The 21281-nt window shown below is 40.7% G+C and carries 21 protein-coding genes and 2 pseudogenes; 10 read left to right on the top strand and 13 right to left on the bottom strand.

The genetic code is table 11. The features are described from left to right. Window positions 1-455 precede the first annotated feature (455 nt). Both Q0541_RS24480 and Q0541_RS24475 read right to left on the bottom strand, forming a co-directional pair. Entirely contained in the window at window positions 456-1628 is a 1173-nt protein-coding gene (locus Q0541_RS24480) for a substrate-binding domain-containing protein (protein ID WP_298916778.1), read from the bottom strand. A 1097-nt stretch (window positions 1629-2725) separates the two neighbouring features. After that, window positions 2726-2961 (bottom strand): annotated as a pseudogene (locus Q0541_RS24475) (hypothetical protein); the annotation flags it as partial. A 436-nt stretch (window positions 2962-3397) separates the two neighbouring features. Between Q0541_RS24475 and Q0541_RS24470 the strand changes: the two are divergent. Further along, the gene (locus Q0541_RS24470; RefSeq protein WP_298916776.1) at window positions 3398-4183 is read left to right on the top strand and encodes a ParA family protein; all 786 of its coding nucleotides are present in this window, start codon (window positions 3398-3400) and stop codon (window positions 4181-4183) included. Next, window positions 4183-4362 (top strand): hypothetical protein, encoded by a 180-nt coding sequence (locus tag Q0541_RS24465; protein WP_298916774.1) that lies wholly within the window; start codon window positions 4183-4185, stop codon window positions 4360-4362. The genes Q0541_RS24470 and Q0541_RS24465 overlap by 1 nt, the downstream gene beginning before the upstream one ends. A 230-nt stretch (window positions 4363-4592) precedes the next feature. On the opposite strand, the gene Q0541_RS34595 is transcribed toward Q0541_RS24465, so the two are convergent. Further along, window positions 4593-4748: a hypothetical protein gene (locus tag Q0541_RS34595; protein WP_366941925.1), complete on the bottom strand. Its 156-nt coding sequence runs from the start codon at window positions 4746-4748 to the stop codon at window positions 4593-4595. A 310-nt stretch (window positions 4749-5058) separates the two neighbouring features. Between Q0541_RS34595 and Q0541_RS24460 the strand changes: the two genes are divergently transcribed. Both Q0541_RS24460 and Q0541_RS24455 read left to right on the top strand, forming a co-directional pair. Beyond that, on the top strand, window positions 5059-5193 hold the full coding sequence (locus Q0541_RS24460; RefSeq protein WP_298916772.1) for a hypothetical protein: 135 nt from the start codon (window positions 5059-5061) through the stop codon (window positions 5191-5193). Window positions 5194-5196: 3 nt separating this feature from the next. Further along, the gene (locus Q0541_RS24455; RefSeq protein WP_298916770.1) at window positions 5197-5427 is read left to right on the top strand and encodes a hypothetical protein; all 231 of its coding nucleotides are present in this window, start codon (window positions 5197-5199) and stop codon (window positions 5425-5427) included. Window positions 5428-5576: 149 nt separating this feature from the next. On the opposite strand, the gene Q0541_RS24450 is transcribed toward Q0541_RS24455, so the two are convergent. The 7 genes from Q0541_RS24450 to Q0541_RS24420 form a co-directional block, all read right to left on the bottom strand. Further along, complete coding sequence (locus tag Q0541_RS24450; protein WP_298916766.1) at window positions 5577-6353, bottom strand: DUF928 domain-containing protein; 777 nt, start codon at window positions 6351-6353, stop codon at window positions 5577-5579. 11 nt (window positions 6354-6364) lie between these two features. Then, on the bottom strand, window positions 6365-8722 hold the full coding sequence (locus Q0541_RS24445) for a CHASE2 domain-containing protein (RefSeq protein ID WP_298916762.1): 2358 nt from the start codon (window positions 8720-8722) through the stop codon (window positions 6365-6367). 23 nt (window positions 8723-8745) lie between these two features. Then, complete coding sequence (locus tag Q0541_RS24440; protein WP_298916759.1) at window positions 8746-9711, bottom strand: DUF1822 family protein; 966 nt, start codon at window positions 9709-9711, stop codon at window positions 8746-8748. A gap of 34 nt (window positions 9712-9745) precedes the next feature. Beyond that, on the bottom strand, window positions 9746-10384 hold the full coding sequence (locus tag Q0541_RS24435; RefSeq protein WP_298916756.1) for a sigma-70 family RNA polymerase sigma factor: 639 nt from the start codon (window positions 10382-10384) through the stop codon (window positions 9746-9748). Window positions 10385-10621: 237 nt separating this feature from the next. Then, window positions 10622-10747, bottom strand: coding sequence for a hypothetical protein (locus tag Q0541_RS24430; RefSeq protein ID WP_298916753.1), 126 nt, complete (start codon window positions 10745-10747; stop codon window positions 10622-10624). Continuing rightward, window positions 10737-11972 (bottom strand): energy transducer TonB, encoded by a 1236-nt coding sequence (locus Q0541_RS24425; protein ID WP_298916750.1) that lies wholly within the window; start codon window positions 11970-11972, stop codon window positions 10737-10739. The genes Q0541_RS24430 and Q0541_RS24425 overlap by 11 nt, the downstream gene beginning before the upstream one ends. A 516-nt stretch (window positions 11973-12488) precedes the next feature. Further along, window positions 12489-12668 carry a hypothetical protein gene (locus Q0541_RS24420; RefSeq protein ID WP_298916747.1) on the bottom strand — a complete coding sequence of 60 codons (180 nt, stop codon included), beginning with the start codon at window positions 12666-12668 and terminating at the stop codon, window positions 12489-12491. Window positions 12669-13223: 555 nt separating this feature from the next. Between Q0541_RS24420 and Q0541_RS24415 the strand changes: the two are divergent. From Q0541_RS24415 to Q0541_RS24400, 4 genes and pseudogenes are all read left to right on the top strand, one after another. Then, a pseudogene (locus tag Q0541_RS24415) lies at window positions 13224-13966 on the top strand (IS5 family transposase). Between the two features lie 157 nt (window positions 13967-14123). Then, window positions 14124-15362, top strand: a complete 1239-nt coding sequence (locus Q0541_RS24410; RefSeq protein WP_366941926.1) for an acyl-CoA dehydrogenase family protein — start codon at window positions 14124-14126, stop codon at window positions 15360-15362. Then, window positions 15355-16101 (top strand): PIG-L deacetylase family protein, encoded by a 747-nt coding sequence (locus Q0541_RS24405; RefSeq protein ID WP_298916745.1) that lies wholly within the window; start codon window positions 15355-15357, stop codon window positions 16099-16101. The genes Q0541_RS24410 and Q0541_RS24405 overlap by 8 nt, the downstream gene beginning before the upstream one ends. Next, window positions 16098-16712, top strand: coding sequence for an SAM-dependent methyltransferase (locus tag Q0541_RS24400; RefSeq protein WP_298916742.1), 615 nt, complete (start codon window positions 16098-16100; stop codon window positions 16710-16712). Before Q0541_RS24405 ends, Q0541_RS24400 begins: the two co-directional genes overlap by 4 nt. 101 nt (window positions 16713-16813) lie before the next feature. Here the strand turns inward: Q0541_RS24400 and Q0541_RS24395 are convergent, their stop codons facing one another. Continuing rightward, a complete protein-coding gene (locus Q0541_RS24395; protein ID WP_298916739.1) occupies window positions 16814-18022 on the bottom strand; it encodes a glycosyltransferase family A protein in 1209 nt (402 codons plus the stop codon). Between the two features lie 1812 nt (window positions 18023-19834). Between Q0541_RS24395 and Q0541_RS24390 the strand changes: the two genes are divergently transcribed. After that, window positions 19835-20299 (top strand): hypothetical protein, encoded by a 465-nt coding sequence (locus Q0541_RS24390; protein WP_298916736.1) that lies wholly within the window; start codon window positions 19835-19837, stop codon window positions 20297-20299. Window positions 20300-20492: 193 nt separating this feature from the next. On the opposite strand, the gene Q0541_RS24385 is transcribed toward Q0541_RS24390, so the two are convergent. Then, complete coding sequence (locus tag Q0541_RS24385) at window positions 20493-20669, bottom strand: hypothetical protein (RefSeq protein ID WP_298916733.1); 177 nt, start codon at window positions 20667-20669, stop codon at window positions 20493-20495. A gap of 44 nt (window positions 20670-20713) precedes the next feature. Beyond that, window positions 20714-20926, bottom strand: a complete 213-nt coding sequence (locus Q0541_RS24380; protein WP_298916730.1) for a DUF1634 domain-containing protein — start codon at window positions 20924-20926, stop codon at window positions 20714-20716. A 94-nt stretch (window positions 20927-21020) separates the two neighbouring features. Here Q0541_RS24380 and Q0541_RS24375 point away from each other — a divergent pair. Continuing rightward, on the top strand, window positions 21021-21281 hold a 261-nt coding region (locus Q0541_RS24375), incomplete at its 3' end, for a hypothetical protein (RefSeq protein ID WP_298916727.1).

Here is a 21281-nt window from a genome sequence, read left to right as displayed (position 1 = left end):
ATTGTTTTTTTATGACTAACGGCTAGAGCGATAAGACATCACTCAAAGAACATTGCAAGTATTACCATCTGCTTACTCAAATGATTTTTCTGGCGGTTGCTATACCAATTGGAAAAAAGAAAGCTACAGATTCCAAGCTGGAAACCCAGATTAAATCCGAATTTCTTAATTACCTTAGCGCAGCGTAAAGCCTGCGGCATGGCTTCTCTACGAGACGCTCTTGCGTTCGCTTAGAGCGAGTAATCGAGCGTCGGACCGAGCGTCATTACGTAGCTTACTTCTCACCGCAGGTGAGTATTACGAATTGACAAAACTCTATATCTCGTTTATTCAGCATTATTAGTTGTTGTAATCTCCTGAAGGTTGCTCATACCTAAAGAGTGGTTGCAACGAGAATTTAAATTTACGCCAAGTTTTCCTTTAACCACACAACCAACCAAGCATTGCAATCCACTCTAAACAGTCGCTACAACTTCTCCAATTTTACTGATATCGTAACCGCCGAGAATTTCAAATTGTGAGTGAACCAGCCGATGTCCCAAGGTACTAAGCAACTGCTGTACTGGTGCTTCTTCTAGATATTCTTTGAGAATCACTAAATCGTATCTTGATTGATGTAAAGGGATAAATCCTAGCCCAAAGGCGGTAGCTATAGATGCCGTACTGATACCTGCATCAGCAACCCCTAATCCTACAGCTTGGGCAACATCTTGGTGATTTTTGACAATATGGTCAAAGCCTTGAACAGTATGAAACGGTATCTGCTGCTCTTGCAGTGTTTGTTCCAAAAGCATACGACTACCGGAACCTATTTCGCGGTTGACAATAGTCGCTCCCCCTTGTAGCAAGTCGCTAACTGTTCTGATTCCCCTTGGGTTACCAGACTTCACTAAAAGTCCCTCCTCCCAGACACCAAGGGTAATCAGAACTGCTTCCCTCCCAGCCAGAACATTTCGAACAAAGGGAGTGTTATACTCACCAGTCTCAGGATCATACAAGTGCATCCCGGCAATGTGCGCTTCACCTTGGCGTAGACTATATAATGCAGCCATGCTGTTGGCAAAGTTAAATTGGACTCGCAGTTGGGGATGCCAACGTTCAGTTGCTCTCGCCCATAATGAAATCACAGGCGCACAGCCCGCAATCACAATTGTGTTGTGAAGGGTATCGAGATTATCGTCTAGAAGCCGGACTTGAACTTTATCTGTACCTATCCGGCTCTTATCCTGACCCTCCAGATATCTTGCGGGAACCCCAATAACTGCTTCACCATCAGCCGGAATCATATCTTGGCGAAAAGCATCCTTGCCAATCAAGGGATAAGCTATCCATTGTCCTCCTACGCGAGCCAGACTGACTCGTAGCGGCTGACCATAGGGAACAGGCTTGGCAAGAACGGCTTCAATTTTAGGTAAATCCCGCTCTAACCAGAATAGATCCTCAACTTGACAGCCAAGCGCTTTGGCCAAACGAAGTGTTATGGCAACTGAGGGAGCATATTGTCCCGACTCTACACCACTAATAGTCTGACGAGTAACACTAGCGATGTTAGCCAAATCTTGTTGGCTCATGCCTAAGCGAGTCCTAATCGACTTCAAGTTATTACGGAGATCACTATCCTGCTTCATTGGCTTTGTCTGTTAATTTCAAAAAGCCGTAGCGGATTTAAACATTGCATCTGCCAAGGCGAAAGTCTGATCTTTGAGTTTACATCATTTCTCTTTGAAGACTTCTTGTGCTTTCGCTCTCTTGATTCCCTATATAAAAAGACTATCACAGAAATTGCCAATTTGCTTGCCTAGCGCAAATTATTTTTGCGGGTGGTTGCTTCTAATCCACATTCCGCACCTAGAATTGTTACACCGCAACTAAATGGATATATGTAGATAAAAACTATTTATTGGGAGAGTTTATTAGAGCTAAATAAGAATAATTTCTTTTAAGTTAGGCTGAGTGTGTAACCAATCAAAATAATAATCATTCTCGTGTAGGGGAGGAGGAAAGGAGAGCCTGCCAATAGGAGGCTCTCCTTTCCTCCTATGATTGCAATTTGATAATAATTTGAGTTTTTTATACAAACTTAAGTTTATCGTACAAATCTTGACCAAAAATGTGAAAATTTTAACTGATATGGTTTTGGATACTTGGCGAGCATGTTTAATATCAAAGATATTGAAATCAAGAATATTGACCATTTAGGGATAGTGGCAGGAATGGTAGACGCAATTGGTTTAGCGGGACTTAAACATTTGTAAGGGACAAACAAGCCTTAAACCCATGCAGGGTAAGGGAAATACACAAATGCTTAAAAATGGCTGAAACTCAGATATATCAACAAACCCAGCAAAATAGTGTCAAAGTCATTCTGGATATAGCTTTGAGACTATTTTTTAGGTGTTTTTTGTCTAAGTCCCACTACTTATCTATCTGTTTTCAATAAACTATTCTTAGTTTAATTCTAAAAAACATAAAATTATATTATTCATTAAGTCGTAAATGCTTTGATTCTTTACTGCTTCTTATTGAGAATATAATTCGCACGATTTTTGCTTCCTTTTATATCTTTTCTGGTTTTTAATGTTTTATTTTTTCTATTTCCATTTATTAATTTACGTAATAACCGATTGTGATAGTTCGGGGTGCGGAAGGTGGGTTATAAGGAAAGGTGGGCATGGATTGAAAATTCTTTCTATGCCTAAATTTGACTTTCACAAATTTCAGAAAACTATGCTATTTGCCTAGCGATTAATTGGGCAAATAGCCCCTCAACAGTTGTACAATTCCACCAGCTTGAAGTACATAAATGCGGTGAGCGTTGCGGATGGTACTTAGTCAGTGAGCGATCGCAATTATGGTAAGTTGTAATTTATCTAAACTTTCACTGACAATCGCCTGGGTTCTGTTATCGAGCGCACTAATAGCCTCATTAAATAACAAAATGCGCGGTTTTAATGCCAGAGCGATGACTCACCTTGGAGCGATGAGCAATGGAATAAACTGTTGGCTGAATATCGCATTTGCAGTCCAGCAGAAATTGGTAATACAGTCCGTCGTTGTGCTGAGTCGGCTTTTTAATTAAGATAGATCAGAACAAATTGAGTTTGAGGATTTGCTGAAACATCGACAAGAATTTGCATTAGCTATGGAGCTAGAGTCAGAACAGATACAGGCAATTTGCAATCAGGCTTTTTATGCTAAACCTAGAGCTTGTCAGGATGTTTCTCAATTTGCTTATTAGCTACCGGGAGTTATTTTAGTGAGTTGAATGAAATTTTGGAAATTCAGCTGATGTCGTATTTCAAAATACGACATTTATTAAAAATTTCAAACTTATGTTTGTCGGATTTTAAAATCCGACAAATAATTGATATACTGCGACTAAATTTGAGTAATTTTTATGAAACAAATAGTTCTCGCGCTACTGGCTAATGCTGGTGGAGTAGGTAAGTCTACCATTAGCACACATATTGCCTATGAAGTAAGTAAGCGGGGTTATACAGTAGCTATGTTAGATTTAGACCCTCAACGTTCATTGGATGTGTTTTGTGGTTTGTCAGCAGCCGAAGCAAATTTAACTACAGTTGAGTTACTTTCTAAGGATTTTAAAGGTGATTGGTCATTAGTACCAGTTTGGGATTCTAAAGTTGAGGTGTGTCAAGGACATCCCTTGCTGGCTGAAATAGCTAATGAATTAGTAATCAGAAAACGTGGAGAATACAGTTTAGCGGACAAACTAAATAAATATTCATTACCTCATAACTTAATTATTTTGGACTGTCCTGCAACTTTAGGTATGCTAAATGTCAATGCTTTAGCTGCTGCTACTCATGTTTTAGTTCCAGTACAGTTAGAGATGAAAGCTATTTCTGGTTCAGCAGAGTTAGTTGAATGGTGTATTTCCACAAGTGACGAGTTACAACTTGAACCACGTCCACCAATTTTAGGGTTTGTTCCCAGTATGTATAACGGAGTAGTAGCTATGCACAGGCAATACCTGGCACAGTTACCTGCAATTGCTGAAAGATTAGGGATAAAGTTGTATCCAAAAATTCGGAGTTCTAACGAATTTAAAAATGCTAGCGCCTATGGATTACCATTACACAAGTATCGTCCCAAGCATCCTGCTTGCAAAGATTTTAAATTAATTGTTGATGATGTAATTGCATTAATTAAGGAAAAATAATGGCAAAAGGATTACCACAAATCGGCGATAAATTTAAAGAGGCAGTACAGAAAATCGATCAAGAACAAAGAATTACGGATTTACAAGCTGAAGTAGAAAGGTTACGCGCATTACAATCGCCAAAATTAGAGACAGAAATCACCAAATTGCGCGAACGAATTACAAACGCAAACAGGTGAGATTGCCATAAAACTTATCCAAAAAAGATAAAAAGCTTACATTGAGAGCTTTACACGAGTTATAGCTGGGATAAAATGATCTTTCTAACTGAACGTAAAAATAAGGGTTTGAGGATAAAAAAATCGAAATTATTAAAAGTTTTGAGGAACATAGCTTTGTGAAAGATAAAATGCGAACGTAGATAAATCAAATATTATGGTTTAATATAAATGAAGAATCTAGATGCAATCTAACTAATCCGCATACTGCCTATTATTACGTGGCTATAACGATGTCGGGCTAGTCGAAATCTATCACCAGCTACTCGAAAAGTTTTAACCCTACATATTAAATGTTTAACTCCGATTCTGCGAGATGATAGTTCCTGATTCTTCTGTTTTTGCAACTCCAAAAGCTCTGCTTTTTTCGGCTTTTTATAAGATGTGCTAATCAGTTATTCTCCAATATCTTCTTGATGTCCTAAAAATCTTTGTTTTATATCTAGCTCATACCCCCACCTACAGAACGTTTTTGCGGCTTTTGGCGATCGCTTCATGGTTGATTACGTTTTCAAAGGCTTGCGATAATTCATCAAATGCCTTACGGTTTAGACCGATTCGTGACAAGTTAAGATTTTTTAGGTTTTGTCAAGAGATAGTAGAAAGAAACTCAAAAAGCGGGGAAACTTTTGATGGTAAGTCTTCTGGCTCAAACTAATGCCAATTAAAAAACCAAGAAATCTAGACCATGTTCGCCGTCACAACATCCCACAGGCTGATAACGAAGCAATCACCAAGCATTTGCAAGACTTACTTAGTCCAGCCATCTACACTCAAAGTGCATATTACTGAAGTTTGGGATTACGCGATGCCTACGGCGGGCTACGCCTACGCATTCTGACACTACCATTGATGATGGCTGCGGTATTGACACTAATTTGGCGGCAAATACCATCTTTACAAGAGTTGACTCGAATGTTGGAGCAGCAGGAGTTGCTTAGGGGAAAAATAGTAAAAGTATCGCAACAAGTATTGTCACAAAGGTTTCTTAGTTTTCCGGCAGAACTTTTTGAGTATGTGTTTTAGGATTTACTACTACAATTGCAAGTACGTTGGCACAAAAGACAAAAACGACCCTTACCAACAGTAGTTAAATACGCATAACAAAATTTTGAGAAGATTTGCATTGCAGATAGCTCGACACTCGAAGCATTATTTCGCAAACTTGATGCCCATTACGGACTACTTTCTAAGTTGCAGCACTCCACTTTTGGTACAGTTGCAAAATCATTCAAACCAACAGCTTGCAACAGCACCCTCCAAGAAGGATCTTGGGAATTGATGTGACGCAGTTCATTAGCAATGCTCAATGCGTCATACCAAATACCATTACTTCCATAAAGTGTTATGCGCTGGCTTAGTGTTGCTTTTTCCAATTGAGTTTTTAAAGTAGGGTTCAGTTGCTCCCGTTCTACGTATCCTTCAACATTAGCGATAATTTGGTTATCCTTCTGACAGTAAATGTTAAGATACCATCGGTATTGCTTACCTATCTCCATCGGTGCTGCTTTTGATGGCAAGCGAAGGTTTATTACTCCAGGTGTCCCCGTTAAAGAAGTTTTATAAATAGTCTGATTTTGCACTTCATCTTCTAGCACAAATTCTCCATAGGCAAAGTCGGATGAATAAGGAACATAAAATAAGAAACTAGGATACTCAGCAATTGTTGTTCCAAAAACCAATTCTGGATTTGAATAAACAGGTACTAAAGCTGTGAGTCGCTTTTGAGAAGAAGTCAGGGGCTTGTTCATATCCTGACTACAGCCACGGCTACCTGCTTCTGTTCGCTTACCCGGTTCCCCGATGTCTTTAGGTGGAGGTGGCGCAGCGAAAATCAATGATTGATTTAATTGTTCCTTGGGGTTTTGAGACTCTGCCCGTACTTGTATACAATTAAAGAATATTAAACTAATGGCAAATAAGATTTGAATCTTTTGCACAGACAATTTCATTTTTTTATCCCTTATTTTATAGAAATCAGTTGTTGCTGACTTGATTGTAAAGATAGGTAAATTACCATTATCCCGTCGGTAATCACTAAAACCAAGGCTGATGGAACTAGGGGAAGCCAAATCCCTTGATAAAAGAAAATTAAGCAAAGAACGTATAAGACTATAAGTACTCCTCCTCCTGCTAGTACTAAATATAGTCCTGAGCGATTGCGCCAAGGCAGTATCTGTAACACGGCTACGGCGATCGCACCTCCAACCACAGACCAACCCCAAACCCATAAAACTTCACCCCAAACAGGCAAAACTTTGATCAAAGGCCGCCCATCTTTAACCGCACTCACTAACTGACTCACCATTTGCGCTTGTAGAATCACCCCTGGTATTTCTTGGGTAAAACCCTGTTCAGTCATGTAGGGAGTAAGACTATAATCACGAAAGCTTTGGGCAGTAGTACCAATGAGCACAATTCGGTCTTTGACTTGTTCAGAGTTGACTTTACCCTTAAGAACATCTGTGAGCGTGACTTTCGGGGCAATTTCTAAAGGAGAACCTTGGTAAGAGCGGTAATTGAGCAATATTTGATAGCCGGCTGTATCCACTTGTTGATAGCCTCCTCGATGCGATCGCAACCGTTTCAAAACGACGTTACCTAGTTGCAAGTCTCCAGAAGCAGTATATTTAGCAGAAATACCTTCTTTATTTAAATAGTGGAATGCCAGTTGGGCGTTAAAAGCGTAAGGTGCAGTACATGGCGATGTTGGGTCTGCTGGTTTCATTGCTAATAAATGACGACGCAAAACATTGTCTGAGTCTGGGACAATATCACTAAATCCTTGGCGTTCTGGTGGAACTCCCTGTGGAGGGGAAACTCCTGGATAATTTTGTGTGCGATCGCTAACTTTGCAAATTGCAAAAAAATTGTCATCAGTTTTCCAACGAGTGGTTAGAGAAACCTGGTTGGGTTGTACTGGCTCACTACGATAAATATCCAATCCAACGGTTCGCGCTTGCAACTGTGCAAGTTTATCCAACAGTCGCGCCAGTGCAAGATTTGACAGTGACCCACTTTTTTGCTTCTGTTCTGGTAGATAAAGATCATCTTCGGTGACAGTGACTATCAACACCCGCGAATCTTGCTTTTCTTGTGGACGCGATCGCATTAATTGATCGGATGAAAGCAACTCCCATGTTTGCAATCCTCCTTGGTGTCTTATCCCTAGTACACCAGCAGTTATCAGCAGGCTCAAAAGTAATAAACTTTCAAGGCGGCGAGTATTAAAAAACCATCCAGACTTTAACCAAGTCATTGGCACTACCGCAGGATGTTCGCTAATCACTGGCAACCAACTTGCACTAGGATATTCCTTTTCTATTCCTTTGAGCCTTTGTCTAGCAGTGCGAATCGCAGCATATATGGATTGTCCTGATGAAAAAACCTCCAGAAAATACTTTAAAAATTTTTGAGCTACTAAGTCTGGCACTGGCTCTCGCATAACAATAATTTGCGGAATCTGCAAATCTTGTAGTTCTCGCGCTAATCCCAATCCATCACAGGAGTTGAAAATCGCTAATTGTAATCCGTTAGCGACAGCATTTGTCAAAGCATATCTGAGTTCATCAATTGTTAATTTATCTGTTTGATTAATATAGATGCAACCAGTGTCACCCTCGCTTTTACTATGACCTGCAAAAAATAGAATATTCCAAGGTTGTTTCCACAACTCATCATTGATGTTTGAATATTGAGGTTCTACTAAAAAAGTCGTAGTAGCACCGGGTAATTTTTCTAGTAAATGGCGATCTTGTTCCACGTCAATACCGTCACTATCACCCAAAATCGCCAAAATTCTAATTTTATTCCTAAAGGTGGATGTCTGCAATGCAGCTGTCACTGCTTCTGATTCTGGAATACTAAGAACAATTTCAGCTTTTAAGTAATCTCGATCTACCAAATCCCACAGATGCCAAGGAAGTTTTTTTAGTTGCAAACAATGAGTGCGAATCAACACCCGCACTTCTTCATCTGGCATCAGATGTTTGAGCCATTTTTCCCGCAGGGGACGAAAAGATTTTGACAGCAACCAGTTATTCAGATGCTCCCGCACCTCATTAGCTTTGTTGTCACACTCCTTACGCCGCTGGGAGATAGAACCATCGTAAATAATTTTTTTGGCTTTGATCCGGGTAAATTTCCACAAACTACGATACATCGACTGCCACTGGTCAATTGCTGTTGCCATATCTAGATTGGAGGGCAACTTGCCAGTCATTTCGGTAGTCGGGCGTTTACCTTCTTCTCCAATCTCCAGCGTTACCTGCACGCCTAAGTGCAAATCACCGTCTAGCTTCAGCACAACTAACTTTCTCATTGGCAGTACCCCGGCTATTATTTTCAACAAATGACAAAATTTTCTGTAATGTTGATTTCTCCCAGAGTAAGTTTAACGCTGAAACGTTCTCCCACATCACAACTAAACTCAAATTGAATATTTTTATTGCTGCTTCTAGTTTGGGCTTCCATTACACATATTCCCTCAAAATCTAATACCATTAGATGGAGATTTGGTGGTAGATAATGTTCTCCATTTGTCGGATGTACTTCTACAATAATGTCCATTTCTTGCTCGTTGTCTGGAGGCAAGGTAACAACTAAAACTACTGTTTGAGCGGTTACAAGTTTTCCGAAATCAATCAGCTTGCCCCTGCTAAGAAAAGCACCTGCTTTACTTCTCATACTCCAAGCTGGATTAGCACTTTGAGTGCCTAAAAGAGTCTCAACTTCTTGCCAACCAACTTCAAAAATATTCTCCAGCCACTGCTTCAATTTAACTAAATTCTGATTGAAGGTAAGCGAATCATCAGATGTTTCATCAAGTTTAAATTGCGAAATTTCTTCTAAATACTCCAAAAATTCATCTAAAGGTCGTAGTTGATTAATAGGTAAAAAATCAGTTTGTACGTGCTTGACAAATCCCAGCAACTTCGCTTCTCTAAATGATTTACTAATCTGCACAGCTACATAACCAATTCGATTTGATTGTACTTCAGGTGGCACGTAAACAAATTGTGCATCATCCAATACTGAGCGACATTCTAACAAGCCCAAGTTTTTTAGGGACAAATCAGCTACATCCATTAATGTTTGTTGTATAACATTCCAACTGTTACTTTTTTCTAAGTCTGTCTCAAATCCCATGTATCGTAGATAAGAGTTTACGAAAGACACAGATAAAGTATTGAGATAAACTTGGTTACTTTTTTTTTCTGTGGCTTGTCGTCTACGCAACTCTTCTGCTCGATGCCTTCCATCTACAGGTATGGGAGCTGAAAATGTTAAAACGTCTATGGTTTCTCTCATATTTATTGCCTAGCTAATTAGATTGTATTAAACATTAAATATATAAATATTCTTGGAATTTATTAGCAAATTTTTTCAAACAACGTTGATAGAAATTATGTAAAGATGTGATTCCAATACCCCATTCTGCTGAAATATCTTTCCAGGAAATGCCAGAACATCTTCTTTTAGCTATAGCTTGAAAATTTGCCTCTGGATGACCTTTTATATGTTCCTTGCAAAAAATTAACTCTGGGTCAGATTCTATACATTCTCTTACTTGTTCAAATAAAGACATAGGTTGAGATGACGGAATATTTTCCAAGTGAAAGTTATCAAGAATTATTTCATTTTCTTTGCCGATTACTTTCGGGATAGCCTCTGGAAAAAAACGTTTAGTTAATAGCATATTTACCCAAGTCATGACTTCGCCGCGTTCTGGATCATACCTATTAATATTTTTCTCTTGACAAAGGTAGAAAAATAAATTTTGTACTGCCTCATCATAAATATCCTCATAAAGTAGTTGAAATTGACCTTTACAAGGACGAACAAGCCTACCTGATTCCCAAATAGCATTAATCAGACGTGTTAAAGCTATTCGCTTTCCCTTAGCTAGGTGTGTGTATTGTTGGGCTGCAAGCGCTAATTCTTTAAGTTGTACGTCTAGTTGTTTTCTTCGGTCATTAGTCATAAAAGACCTCAAATCAGAAGCTACCAAGTTACGAATCGCACTATATCTCATGTATTAATCCTGACTTTTACACAAAGCAGCCACAATTGTTACAAAACTTTTTGATCAGGCATTAAATCTGATAATTAACAGTGTTTTGCCAGAACGTGGCCAGACATCTCCGAAAAAGAATCTTAAATTCTTATTCTGTTTAGATAAAAACCTAATTTGTGGAGATGTCTATTGAATTACTACGTATTATCTGCCTAACAATCCCCCCACGGCAACCCGTGCCCCCAATGCTTTTGGATGAACAATATTACTACACCCGACAACTTGTGTGATCACCAGCCAGCAATCTGTTTGCTTGCTGTTAGCCACCATCTCTCCATAAATTTAGCTGACCATAAACATTGATATCAAATGTAAATTCAATATTAATGTAGTTCTTGGAATATCCTGTGGGCAAAGGTGCAAAAGGTGCAGATCGCTGTATAGCATTGAGTGCTACTTCATCAGTCACACTAAATCCAGAGGTTTGTGCAATGTTGAGATTGCTGACTTGACCTGAACGGTTAATAGTGAAGTTAAGCACTGTTCGCCGATTAGAATCGCTCATTCCTGGTAGCCACTCCTGCTGAACGCGTTGCTGTAGTTTCTTTAAGTAAAAGGTGAGGTCTATATCTTGACTACGGGCATCAATACCAGGAGTCGCTTGGTGATCACGGTTGGAATTAGGCAGGGCTGCCAGATCATCACTGCGATAATTCCGACTAGATACACTTAGAGTGCCACCTAACAAACTTGCTGCACCTGTTTTTGGAGATGATCGAGCTTGGGACGATGTTCGTCCATTTAATCTAGTTCTCGACTGTCCTAAGTTCTTAGGGTTGCTGGGTACAGGTAATGTCGTAGCTCTTTCAAGTGCTGTTTTTCCCAGTGGGGCTGGTGATGGTGTAGTTGTTGGTGCTACTGCAATTTTCTTGAAATTAGGCACTTTTACTGTGGTTGTAGGTGCTGGCGCTGTTTGCTTTGGGTTGGACACCAAAGGTGTTGTCAAAGGCGCTATTTTTTTTAGTAAAGCTGGTGATGGTGTAGTTGGTGGTGCTACTGCAATTTTCCTGAAGTTAGGTACTTGTGCTGTGGTTGCAGGTACTGATACCGTTTTTCGAGGTTTGAGTTGCAGTTGTTGACGAGATAGATTTGGTGATGCCGTTTTTTGCTGCTGCCGTTCTGGCTGAAATACCTCTGCTGGAGATGAGGGTGTTAAGTCAAAAGAACTCTCGCTAGAGGCTTTATGTCCTGTGGGATTAGCTGACTTCATTGCAGAAACAGGTCTTTCAGGCAAAGCTTTACCACCGGCAATAGAATCTTTGGTAGCTCGGAGTGAGGTTTGAGGAGGTATGTCTGTTTTATTAGGAGGAACTTCAACTACCTCGATTGGAATCTCTTGGGTAATTTCTTGGTTTGGCTCACGCATCAAAGCTCTGTGCCAATATTTGCTCCCCATTAATAAAATAGAGTGCAGCAGGATAGAAGTAACTATACCAAGGAGCATATCGAGAGGACGCACACTCCGATGGTAGAAAAATTCATCACAAGAAGCCATGTTATTGTACTTTACTTTAATAGCAGCCTCAACAGTCTATTTACAGGATACAAGCTTCTGTTATTTCCGGTTATCTACAAAACTATAAGCAACAGTAGACATTCGCTCCAAGTGATCGCTCCAATCACAGCAAGATTATCAAGCCATCCGCTCAAGCACCCTTGGCAAACTGAAAATAGGCAGGTAGTAAACAGCAAAGGCAATTGATGCTTTTATTCAAGAACTGGATTTTCATTTCCTCTTCTTAGTTACTCACCCTGAATGAGGGGTGGCAGCATACAGTCCTTTTGCTGGCGAATGATTTTAAGCAAATAGGTGATCGCATACGTCAGAACAAGATCATTTTCGCTACATCTGCTATTTCTCCAAGGAGAGTGAGAACGATTCCTACTGAAACTTGTGTAGAATAGAGAGCTACAGACGGGTAAAACTTGAGTCAAGGCAAGATTTAAGTAAGTGCAGTAATCGCATTTTACATTACTTATTCCCGCTGATCAAATGTTTAATAATTTGAGGTTAGTTAACAATTTCGTGCATTAAGTCTTGTGGAGTAAATTCTAAAATATTTAAGATAACCACAATGATAAAAATTGCGAGCGCTGTACTGAGGAACGTCTTCAATAAATTCAGCAATGCCTTGAAAATTAAAAAAGCGACAATCATTGCCGCAACTAAAATAATTAAATTAACTGGCATATTTTTGCCTGGGTAAATCTCAAAAAATCAGTAAACCTCAAATCATAGACTAAATCTTTGGCATTACTACACCAAAAATTTAGTTGGGGTCGGGTTTCCTACAGTACTAAGGCGTGTCATCAATCAGATACAGGACTTACGCAAAATACCTCTCAAACTCTTATTCCTCCGTGTCACGCCAGTTGCTTCTCCCTACAGCCCTTTGGGCATCCAACGGCAGGCGCTAGCCTCTCCCAATGTGAGAAGGGGAGACGCTGCGCGTAGCAAGATCCCTGTAGGGGTACAAGTCGGGGAACCGCAGACGCTCTCTACGAGACGCTGCGCGTAGCTTGCTTCTCCGTAGGAGTACGCAGGCTCGCTACCGCTGCGCTATCGCCCTTGGCGTCTCCCCTTGGGAGAAGGGCGCACTGGCTTCTCTGTGTCTCTGTGGTTCGATTTTCCGTGACCTGTGCGTAAGTCCTAAGATAAATTGGAATCAGAACTGCTGAAAAAGAATAAACACTCTTGACAACGATGACGCATCGATACGCACTACGAGATGACCAGTGAGAGAGAATCAAAAACCTGTTACTTGGGCGAGAGGGCTATGTGGGAGCCACGGAAGATAGATAATCGATTGTTTCTCGAAGCAGTGTTATATCGTTACCGAGCAGGCATTTCTTGGCGTGACTTACCATCAAGATTTGGGGATTTTCGTGTGATCCACACTCGCTTCAGTCGATGGCCAAAAACAGGAGTGTAGGAGCAGGTGTTTCAGCACTTAGCAGATGATGCCGACAACGAATATGCGATGATCGTACTCAACGATTGTCCGCGCCTATCAACACAGTGCGGGTGCAAAGGGGGGATGCATCTACAGAAGCCATTGGTCCAAGCATTGGCGGATTAAGTACCAAGATTCATGCTGTGGTGGATGCGTTGGGCAACCCAGTCAGTTTTCACCTGACATCTGGGCAAGCCTGCGATCTTGATGGAGCCGACCAACTGCTACCCAACATTGTTGCTGACACAGTATTAGCAGACAAAAGTTATGATGCGGATAAGCGAGTAATTGAGCGGCTGATTCGGCACAGGGTAAAACCGCAGTGATTCCCCCCAAACCTAACCGTAAGAACCCTCGTGATTACGATTGGCATTTATACAAAGCCCGTCATCTCATTGAAAACTTTTTTGTTAAACTCAAGCAGTACCGAACGATGCCTACGGCGGGCTACGCCTACGCAACGGGCTACGAAAAACGATCTGTAAACTTTTTAGGTGCAATTTATCTGGCTGCTGCTGTTATCTGGCTTAATTAATCACGCGCCCTAGATATTTTGTATGATTTAATCACAAAATCGGTAGAAAACAATTACACCAGAACTCTTACTGGTAATTTCCTTGCTTTTTATAGAGTATAGAATCACACAAAAGATAGAGGTATTAACCGACTTAATTCATTATTATCAATAAAATATAAAAAAATATTACACAAAGGAGTCGGCTATTAGTATCCAATTATCAAAGAATGTCCTCATCCCAAAATGGCATGATTCCAATATTGCTGCGGATTTAAAACGTGCCGCAGAAATTGCTGGTTATTGTGCAAACAATGCAACTGCAATAGATTATAATGGTGCTTTTCCCAAGCATGAATTTGATCTAATTGCTAAGGCTGGGTTGTTGGCTGCACCATTGGCGAAAGAATTGGGCGGATGGGGTGCAGGAATTGATGCTAATGTCACCTACGAGCTTTTAATACTATTAAAGCACATGGGGCATGGCAATCTGGCAGTTGGTCGAATTTATGAAGGACATATCAACGCCCTGCAACTGATTCAGACTTTTGGTACTGTAGAACAAATCACAAGCTACGCCCGTGATGCGCGTGAGCATCACAAAATATTTGGCGTTTGGAATGCCGAAGCTTCAGATGGTGTCAAGGTAATTCCTTTTGAAAATGGACGTTATCGCCTGGAAGGTTCTAAAACATTTTGTACTGGTGCAGGCTATGTTGAACGTCCTTTCGTTAATGGAGTATTGCCAGACGGCGGTTGGCAAATATGCATTGTGCCGATGGAGCAAGTTACGACAGTTAGTGACCCAAGTTGGTGGCAACCTTCTGGGATGCGAGCTACTGCTAGCTACAAAGTGGATTTTAGCGGTGTAGAGTTGGATCAGAACGCTTTAATCGGCCAACCAGGAGATTACCATCGACAGCCCTGGTTGTCCGTTGGGGTGATTCGGTTTGCCGCTGTGCAACTAGGTGGGGCAGAAGCACTGTTTAACCTGACTCGCCAGTATCTTCAGAAGTTGGAATACACAAATGATCCATATCAAAAAGAACGGCTGGGCAGAATGGCGATCGCCATTGAAAGTGGTAATCTCTGGCTGCGGGGGGCTGCGGATCAGGTAGCAGCGTATGCGCCAATGTTTGGTGGCGATCCCACAGTTCCCCACCCGCAAGCAGACCAACTTGTCGCCTATGCAAATATGGTGAGGACAGCAATTGAACAAATTTGCATTGATGTGATGAATTTGTGCGAACGTTCTGTTGGGACTCGCGGCTTACTACCACCAAATCCGATGGAACGCATTATCCGAGATTTGACTCTATATCTGCGTCAACCTGCTTTTGATGCGGCCTTGGCAAATGTCGGGCAGTATGTCTTGCAGCAAAGTAATCCTGGTTATTTGCTTTGGAGTAATGAATAAATTCGGCTTGATTGGATTACCACTAAGCAATCCTAGTGTTTTGCCTTGGCGTTCAGTTAACGAGATCGCTTGTAGTCCGGCATTAATTGTCGCACCCCATCCTGATGATGAGACGTTAGGTTGTGGGGGTGCGATCGCTCTGTTACGGTCTTTAAGTTGTGATGTGCAAGTTTTAGTCATCAGTGGTGGTACCCTTTCACACCCTTGTTCGCGGAAATATCCCGCAGATAGACTTTTAGCTCTGCGTGAAACTGAAACGCTATCAGCATTAAAATTACTGGGTGTAGAGGCTAATGCTGTTACCTTTTGTAGAATGCAGGATGGGTCAATTCCAACACAGTATCAAAGTGCAGTGGCTAGTTGTCGGGATTATATCACAGAAGTCGCTCCAAAAATTATCTTTTTACCGTGGCGATATGATCCTCACGCAGACCACCGAGCGACGTGGAAGTTAATCAAAGCAGCACTGCATGATTTGCACTTATCCCCCCGATTGATTGAGTATCCTATTTGGGATTGGGACTCAGAGCAACGGGGAAATCTGCCAGCATCTCTTGAGGTGACAACCTGGCGGTTGGATATTAGCACGGTAGTGGAAGTGAAACAGCAAGCGATCGCTGCTTATCGTTCCCAAATTACAGACTTAATTGACGATGACCCACAAGGCTTTCGCCTGAGTGCCGAAATGTTAGCTAACTTTACTCGTCCTTGGGAAGTTTATTTAGAGGAAATCCAATGAACCCGTTACAATCTGACTCCTTACCACCTAGCTACTTCGATAAACTTTACAGCGAAGATCCTGACCCGTGGAAGTTTGAGACCAGGGAATATGAAGCTAACAAATATGCTGCTACGATTGCGGCTTTACCAAAAGAGCGCTATCGGTCTGCCTTTGAAATCGGCGGTTCCATTGGTGTTTTAACTCAAAAGCTACAAGAGCGTTGTGACTCACTGCTCTCGATTGATGTGTCAAACCTAGCGCAGAATAGAGCAAAAGAGCGCTGTCAGCATCTCTCCAATGTCAAGTTCCAGATTATGCGTGTCCCAGAGCAATATCCTGATCAGATGTTTGATTTGACCTTAGTCTCGGAAGTTGGCTATTACTGGAGCTGGGAAGACCTGAAAAAATCCCAACAGTGCATTTTAGAACACCTGGAACCTGGAGGACACCTACTTTTAGTTCATTGGACACTTTATGCCCGTGATTATCCGTTGAGTGGTGATGAAGTTCATAACTCGTTTTTTGAGTTAGCCCCAAATAAACTGCGGCATTTAAAAGGTCAACGGGTACAGCATTTAAAAGATCAACGGCAGGAAGAATATCGACTTGATTTATTCGAGCGAGTCTAAGAAATTAAACCTGCCTTATTTTTTGGTGTTTAGTTTTACCTTTTAAAAGAAACCGCTTTGGAAGCGTCACCCTAAAGTAGGGTAATGCTTCCCCTTAGCAATTACTTACGCAAACTCTCAAGACGCAAGCGCAAATCCCCAATTGCTTGTTCAATTTCCACGCATTTCCAGCGCGAAGCCCAAATTTGTTCTTCCTGCTGGCGTTCTTCAACTATTTCAAATAACTGACCAAAGGTATAAGGTTGCGTCAATTTCTGGACAAGCCATTGGGCTGAAACTCCCAGCATCTCTGCCAAGGACACGACGCTGTGATGACTTGGCTGATAGCCATTGAGAGCGCCCCACCACATCACTCGTAATTGGCAACGTGCAACAAAACGAGTTTCGATAGCCGCTGCTGGCTCGACTACAAATGGTTGCTGTTGGCGTCCCATTTCTATCCATTTACTCAGTTGATTTGCTAAACCAACATTTGTACGTCCGATTTGTCTTGCCGAAGTCACTACCCGCACTAGGGAACTGTGGCGGAAACGGGCATTTACCCGTACCAAGGCACGGTAAAAAGCTACATCTTCAGGAGTCCGCACTGGCGGTAAGCCTCCTGCTAGTGCATACATTTCTGCTGTTACTGCCAAACTTGCTCCATAGTGTTGATAGTGGCGGGGAAAGCCGTCATAGGGGTCAGGATCGAGATAAGTTTCTAATTCAGTAATTAAATAGCGGTAGCCCACTTCACGCAGATAGCAAGCTCTGGCGTAAGGGTCTAGTGAAGCACGACCAGCGTGCTCAACGAAAATTCGCCCACCTACAGCATCAGCACCACAAATAATTTCGTACAGGTTGGCAGCAATCCAAGTTGGGCTTACCTGCGAGTCTCCATCAGTTGAAGCAATTACCCCCCTTGTGCGTCCTAAACTAGACAAACGGCGGTATGCTTCATCCATCAAAATCTGACGGACTCGACCAATATAGGCTTCCGCAGAAGGCAGAGTTTTTTCAACTACATGCAGTGCTATATCTGGATGTTGTTGAGCGAAACTCCGGGCTATAGTTGCTGAATCATCACTACAATTATTTGCCAACAAAATTATTTCGTAGCGTCTGGGGTCTAAAAGCTGTCCTTCTAGATCAACTTGATGTATCAAGGCAGTAAGGGTTGCTGCCAATGTCTGAGCTTCATTACGAACTGGAACAATTACACAAACTTCACAATGCACTGATGGCGGTATTTGGACTAAAGTTTGAGGAAAGTTTTTATCGAGTTGTACAGATGGAAAGTCAGCAACGAAGGACAAGCGCTTACTTTCCATAAAAACCATTTTTCCATCTCCGGGAACAGCGACACAGTATATTCATCTACAATCGAAAATTATTAATATTCGTAACTCTATTTTTGATATTTTATCATTTACTTGGAATCTACCTACAGTATGATTAGTGCTGATTAAAACTCTCTGAACATCAGTCTGTATGCTTTCACTAAAAGCTTTACTAATCAACACATATTCCTTATATATATTTTACTTATGTCAAGTTTGAGACTATGAAATCATATTTAAATCATATATTTTGTTCCCTTTTTTTACTGATAATCAGTCTGAAAAAAGAGAGAAATCATATTATAGATTCTCAAGATTTATTAATATAGTCATCATGAATCATTTGTAATAAACACTTAAATAAGTATTCTTATTTATTTTCATATATAATTTAATCTTAATATAGAAATGAAATCAGAGCAAAATAAATTTATAAACCCATCCCTTAATAATATTCATCCTAAAAACCCTAAGCTTTTTGAGAGCTAAAAACAAAATATCAAGCTTTTTAAGCATATTTTTATAAAAAAAGTAGATATTTTTAAAATAGTAGGATAAGTTTCTACAAAAACTTAAATACAAGATTAATGACCTACTTTTTGGTTGTTATAAGCATTGCTTGGATAATTCTAAAAGTCCATCTATTCGTAATTTTGATCGGCTCAATCTTTCCTTAGGCGATATACAAGATATTTCAGTACTTACGCAACTTGCACAAGCAATGGCGCGGTTAAACTGCGTCGCACGCCAAACAACAACTACGCGATAAACATGGAAACGGTCGGACGTTTGAGTTGTTGAACTAAATAATTTGATAACAATCCATGCTTAATCTGATAGATTGTTTGACCAGTATATTGCGCTAAATCTTTAAGTCTAAGCCAGACTAAAATAGTACGAGGCTTTCACGATTTATTTGAATACGACCCTTACGGCATTGGCATGATTCAATGCCAGTCAATTGTTTTAATTCTTGATGAAACTCCTCAACAATATAATCGTTCGCGCTAGCGTGCCGGAGGCACACCTTATACACTTTTTGCACAACGTCCGTATGTGCTTGTCTCTATTTCTGTAGCGGATCATTTATCAAGTACTGTATCATCAAAAACTAGATACGCGCTATCACTCACTTGGACGATATCTTTAACATTATCCCATTTAGGCTTTTTAGAGTTGATTTAACTAGTTTTGTAAAATTTTGTATCAGCATTCAACGATCTAAGTATTTTTCCAGGAGAACCAGTGACGGTTTACGGCACGATCTTTTATCAGTTTTAGTGTCTGTGATCATGAGTAGTAGGGTGGAAAGGGCGCTCAATCTTTTTGTTAGAAGTAATATAATTACTCTACTCAAAGTTTTTGGAGGAGCGATCGCTTCAGTAGGTGAGCACCTGCTTATGCTTTTTTAAGTTCATTACTGGCTTTGTAATGTGGCGGCATCATTATCGGCAAAAACGATGATAAGCCATGTTTGATGACAAGCTCTGATGCTTGGAGGCGTTGTGTTAGGGTTAAAAAACTTGCTGTACAAGAAAGATTTCTTTGCTTCAGCAGGAATGCCTTCATGCATTAGCGATGGTATTAAACTATCGCCAATACATTATAAGCTCTGAGATTAACCTGAAAGTTGCGAGTCTTGAAAATTTTGTTAACTTAAAATAAGAAAAAATATCCCATCTATACTAAATTGGGATTGGATGTCTTTTTTGAAAATAAAGATAAAGCGTTGAAGATCAACTGTCTCAACCCTTTTAAAGTGTGTCTTAATTACGAATTACGAATTAGAAATTAGAAATTAGTATGACGCCTGAAAAGCAAATTCAGCACGAAATCGCCGAAAATATTGTTTTAGCGGGTGAAGTCCTGTTTAGCGCCCAAGCATGGAAGTTCTTCCAAACATTAGGCAGGGGTTACCTTTATATGCATAAAGTACTCCAGATAGACCATACTGGTGGCAATAATTTTTCGCTGATTGAAGGTACATCGCAGTTAGGAGACAGAATGTATTATACTGCTAAAGGCACTCAAGCTTGGCAGATGATGCAACTTTCAGCAGCAGCCGCTAGTCAACCAATACAGTATGCCCAATTTTATGCTTTAATCGACAACTACGATCCAAGAATTGAGTATGTAGTAATTGTGGGTTTTAACTATGGTTCTGATGCCAGAGAATATTTCTTTTTTAGAAGACCAGAAATTCCTCCGGAGCAAGCTTTTAAAATCGTGAGCGATCGCCCTTTAGAATTTGGCATTGAATCACTATAATTCTTGATTTATCTAAAGTTTTTCAACCATTGCGAGTTATCCTTCAAGTCAAGGTCAAGGTAGTTGATAGGTTAACCAGTTTTGCAAGGGATGAATTTTTATTAAATGAATTCTTTGCTGATAATTTCTGTGATTTTAGTTCCACTCTCAAGGGTTGCTGAGGCGATCGCCATTAGCAACCCTTGAGCCGTAATCACCGCATGAAAGCAGTATAGTGAATTCCTGCTGCTTCCACCTTGCTTTGGTCGTCTATTATTTGGCTATTATCTGGAATAAGTTTTCTGCCATTATTGATGGCAGAATCTGTACAGGCACAAATCTTGCATGTAGCCATGTCAAAGATTAAAAAGGTTTTTGCGTAATCCAACATTCAAGCCTTATCTTCCCGCCACTCACCACAGACCACTATTTTTTCTAGGAATTTTCCCCCACAAAGCTATAAATAAACTCAGTTAGTACAATTAAAGTCACAATTATATAAGTCAAGTCCCTTTCTCGTACAAAGGCAAACAGGGAAAATATAACTCGTGCAATCGGTGTGGCAATTAATAGCAGTAATCCAAATTGAATAATCCCACGAGGACGACCTGACAAAACTGCTGTTCCTACTCCCTCTAAAGTATGCACTGGTAATGAAAGACTTTAGGGGAATTTCCTTGAAGCAATGGGGAACGGTAGTGACGCCACTTGAAAGGATTCGATTTGAACATGCAGACGGGAGATGACAGACACGAGTTTTCACTTTACCATCTACCGTTCTTCTTTTTGCAACACAACCCGCCCGCCTTCTTGCGATCGCTTTTTTACCTATGTTTGCTTTTTTTACGCAGTGCGTGAGAAGTCCCAACACGCCCGACGTGGTGAATGTACTTTGCAGTTGTTGCCGGGGAGGCATGTCCCAAATCTGCTTGCAAGTCAAAATCAGAAGCGGGAGCAACGCGATTTTGTGAGGTTGGGTGAAAAAGGTGCGATCGCTAAAATT

This window comes from uncultured Nostoc sp. (assembly GCF_937863485.1).
Taxonomy (GTDB): Bacteria; Cyanobacteriota; Cyanobacteriia; order Cyanobacteriales; family Nostocaceae; genus Nostoc.
The sequence above is the reverse complement of the archived record's forward strand: the minus strand, read 5'-3'. Positions and strand labels throughout refer to the sequence as shown.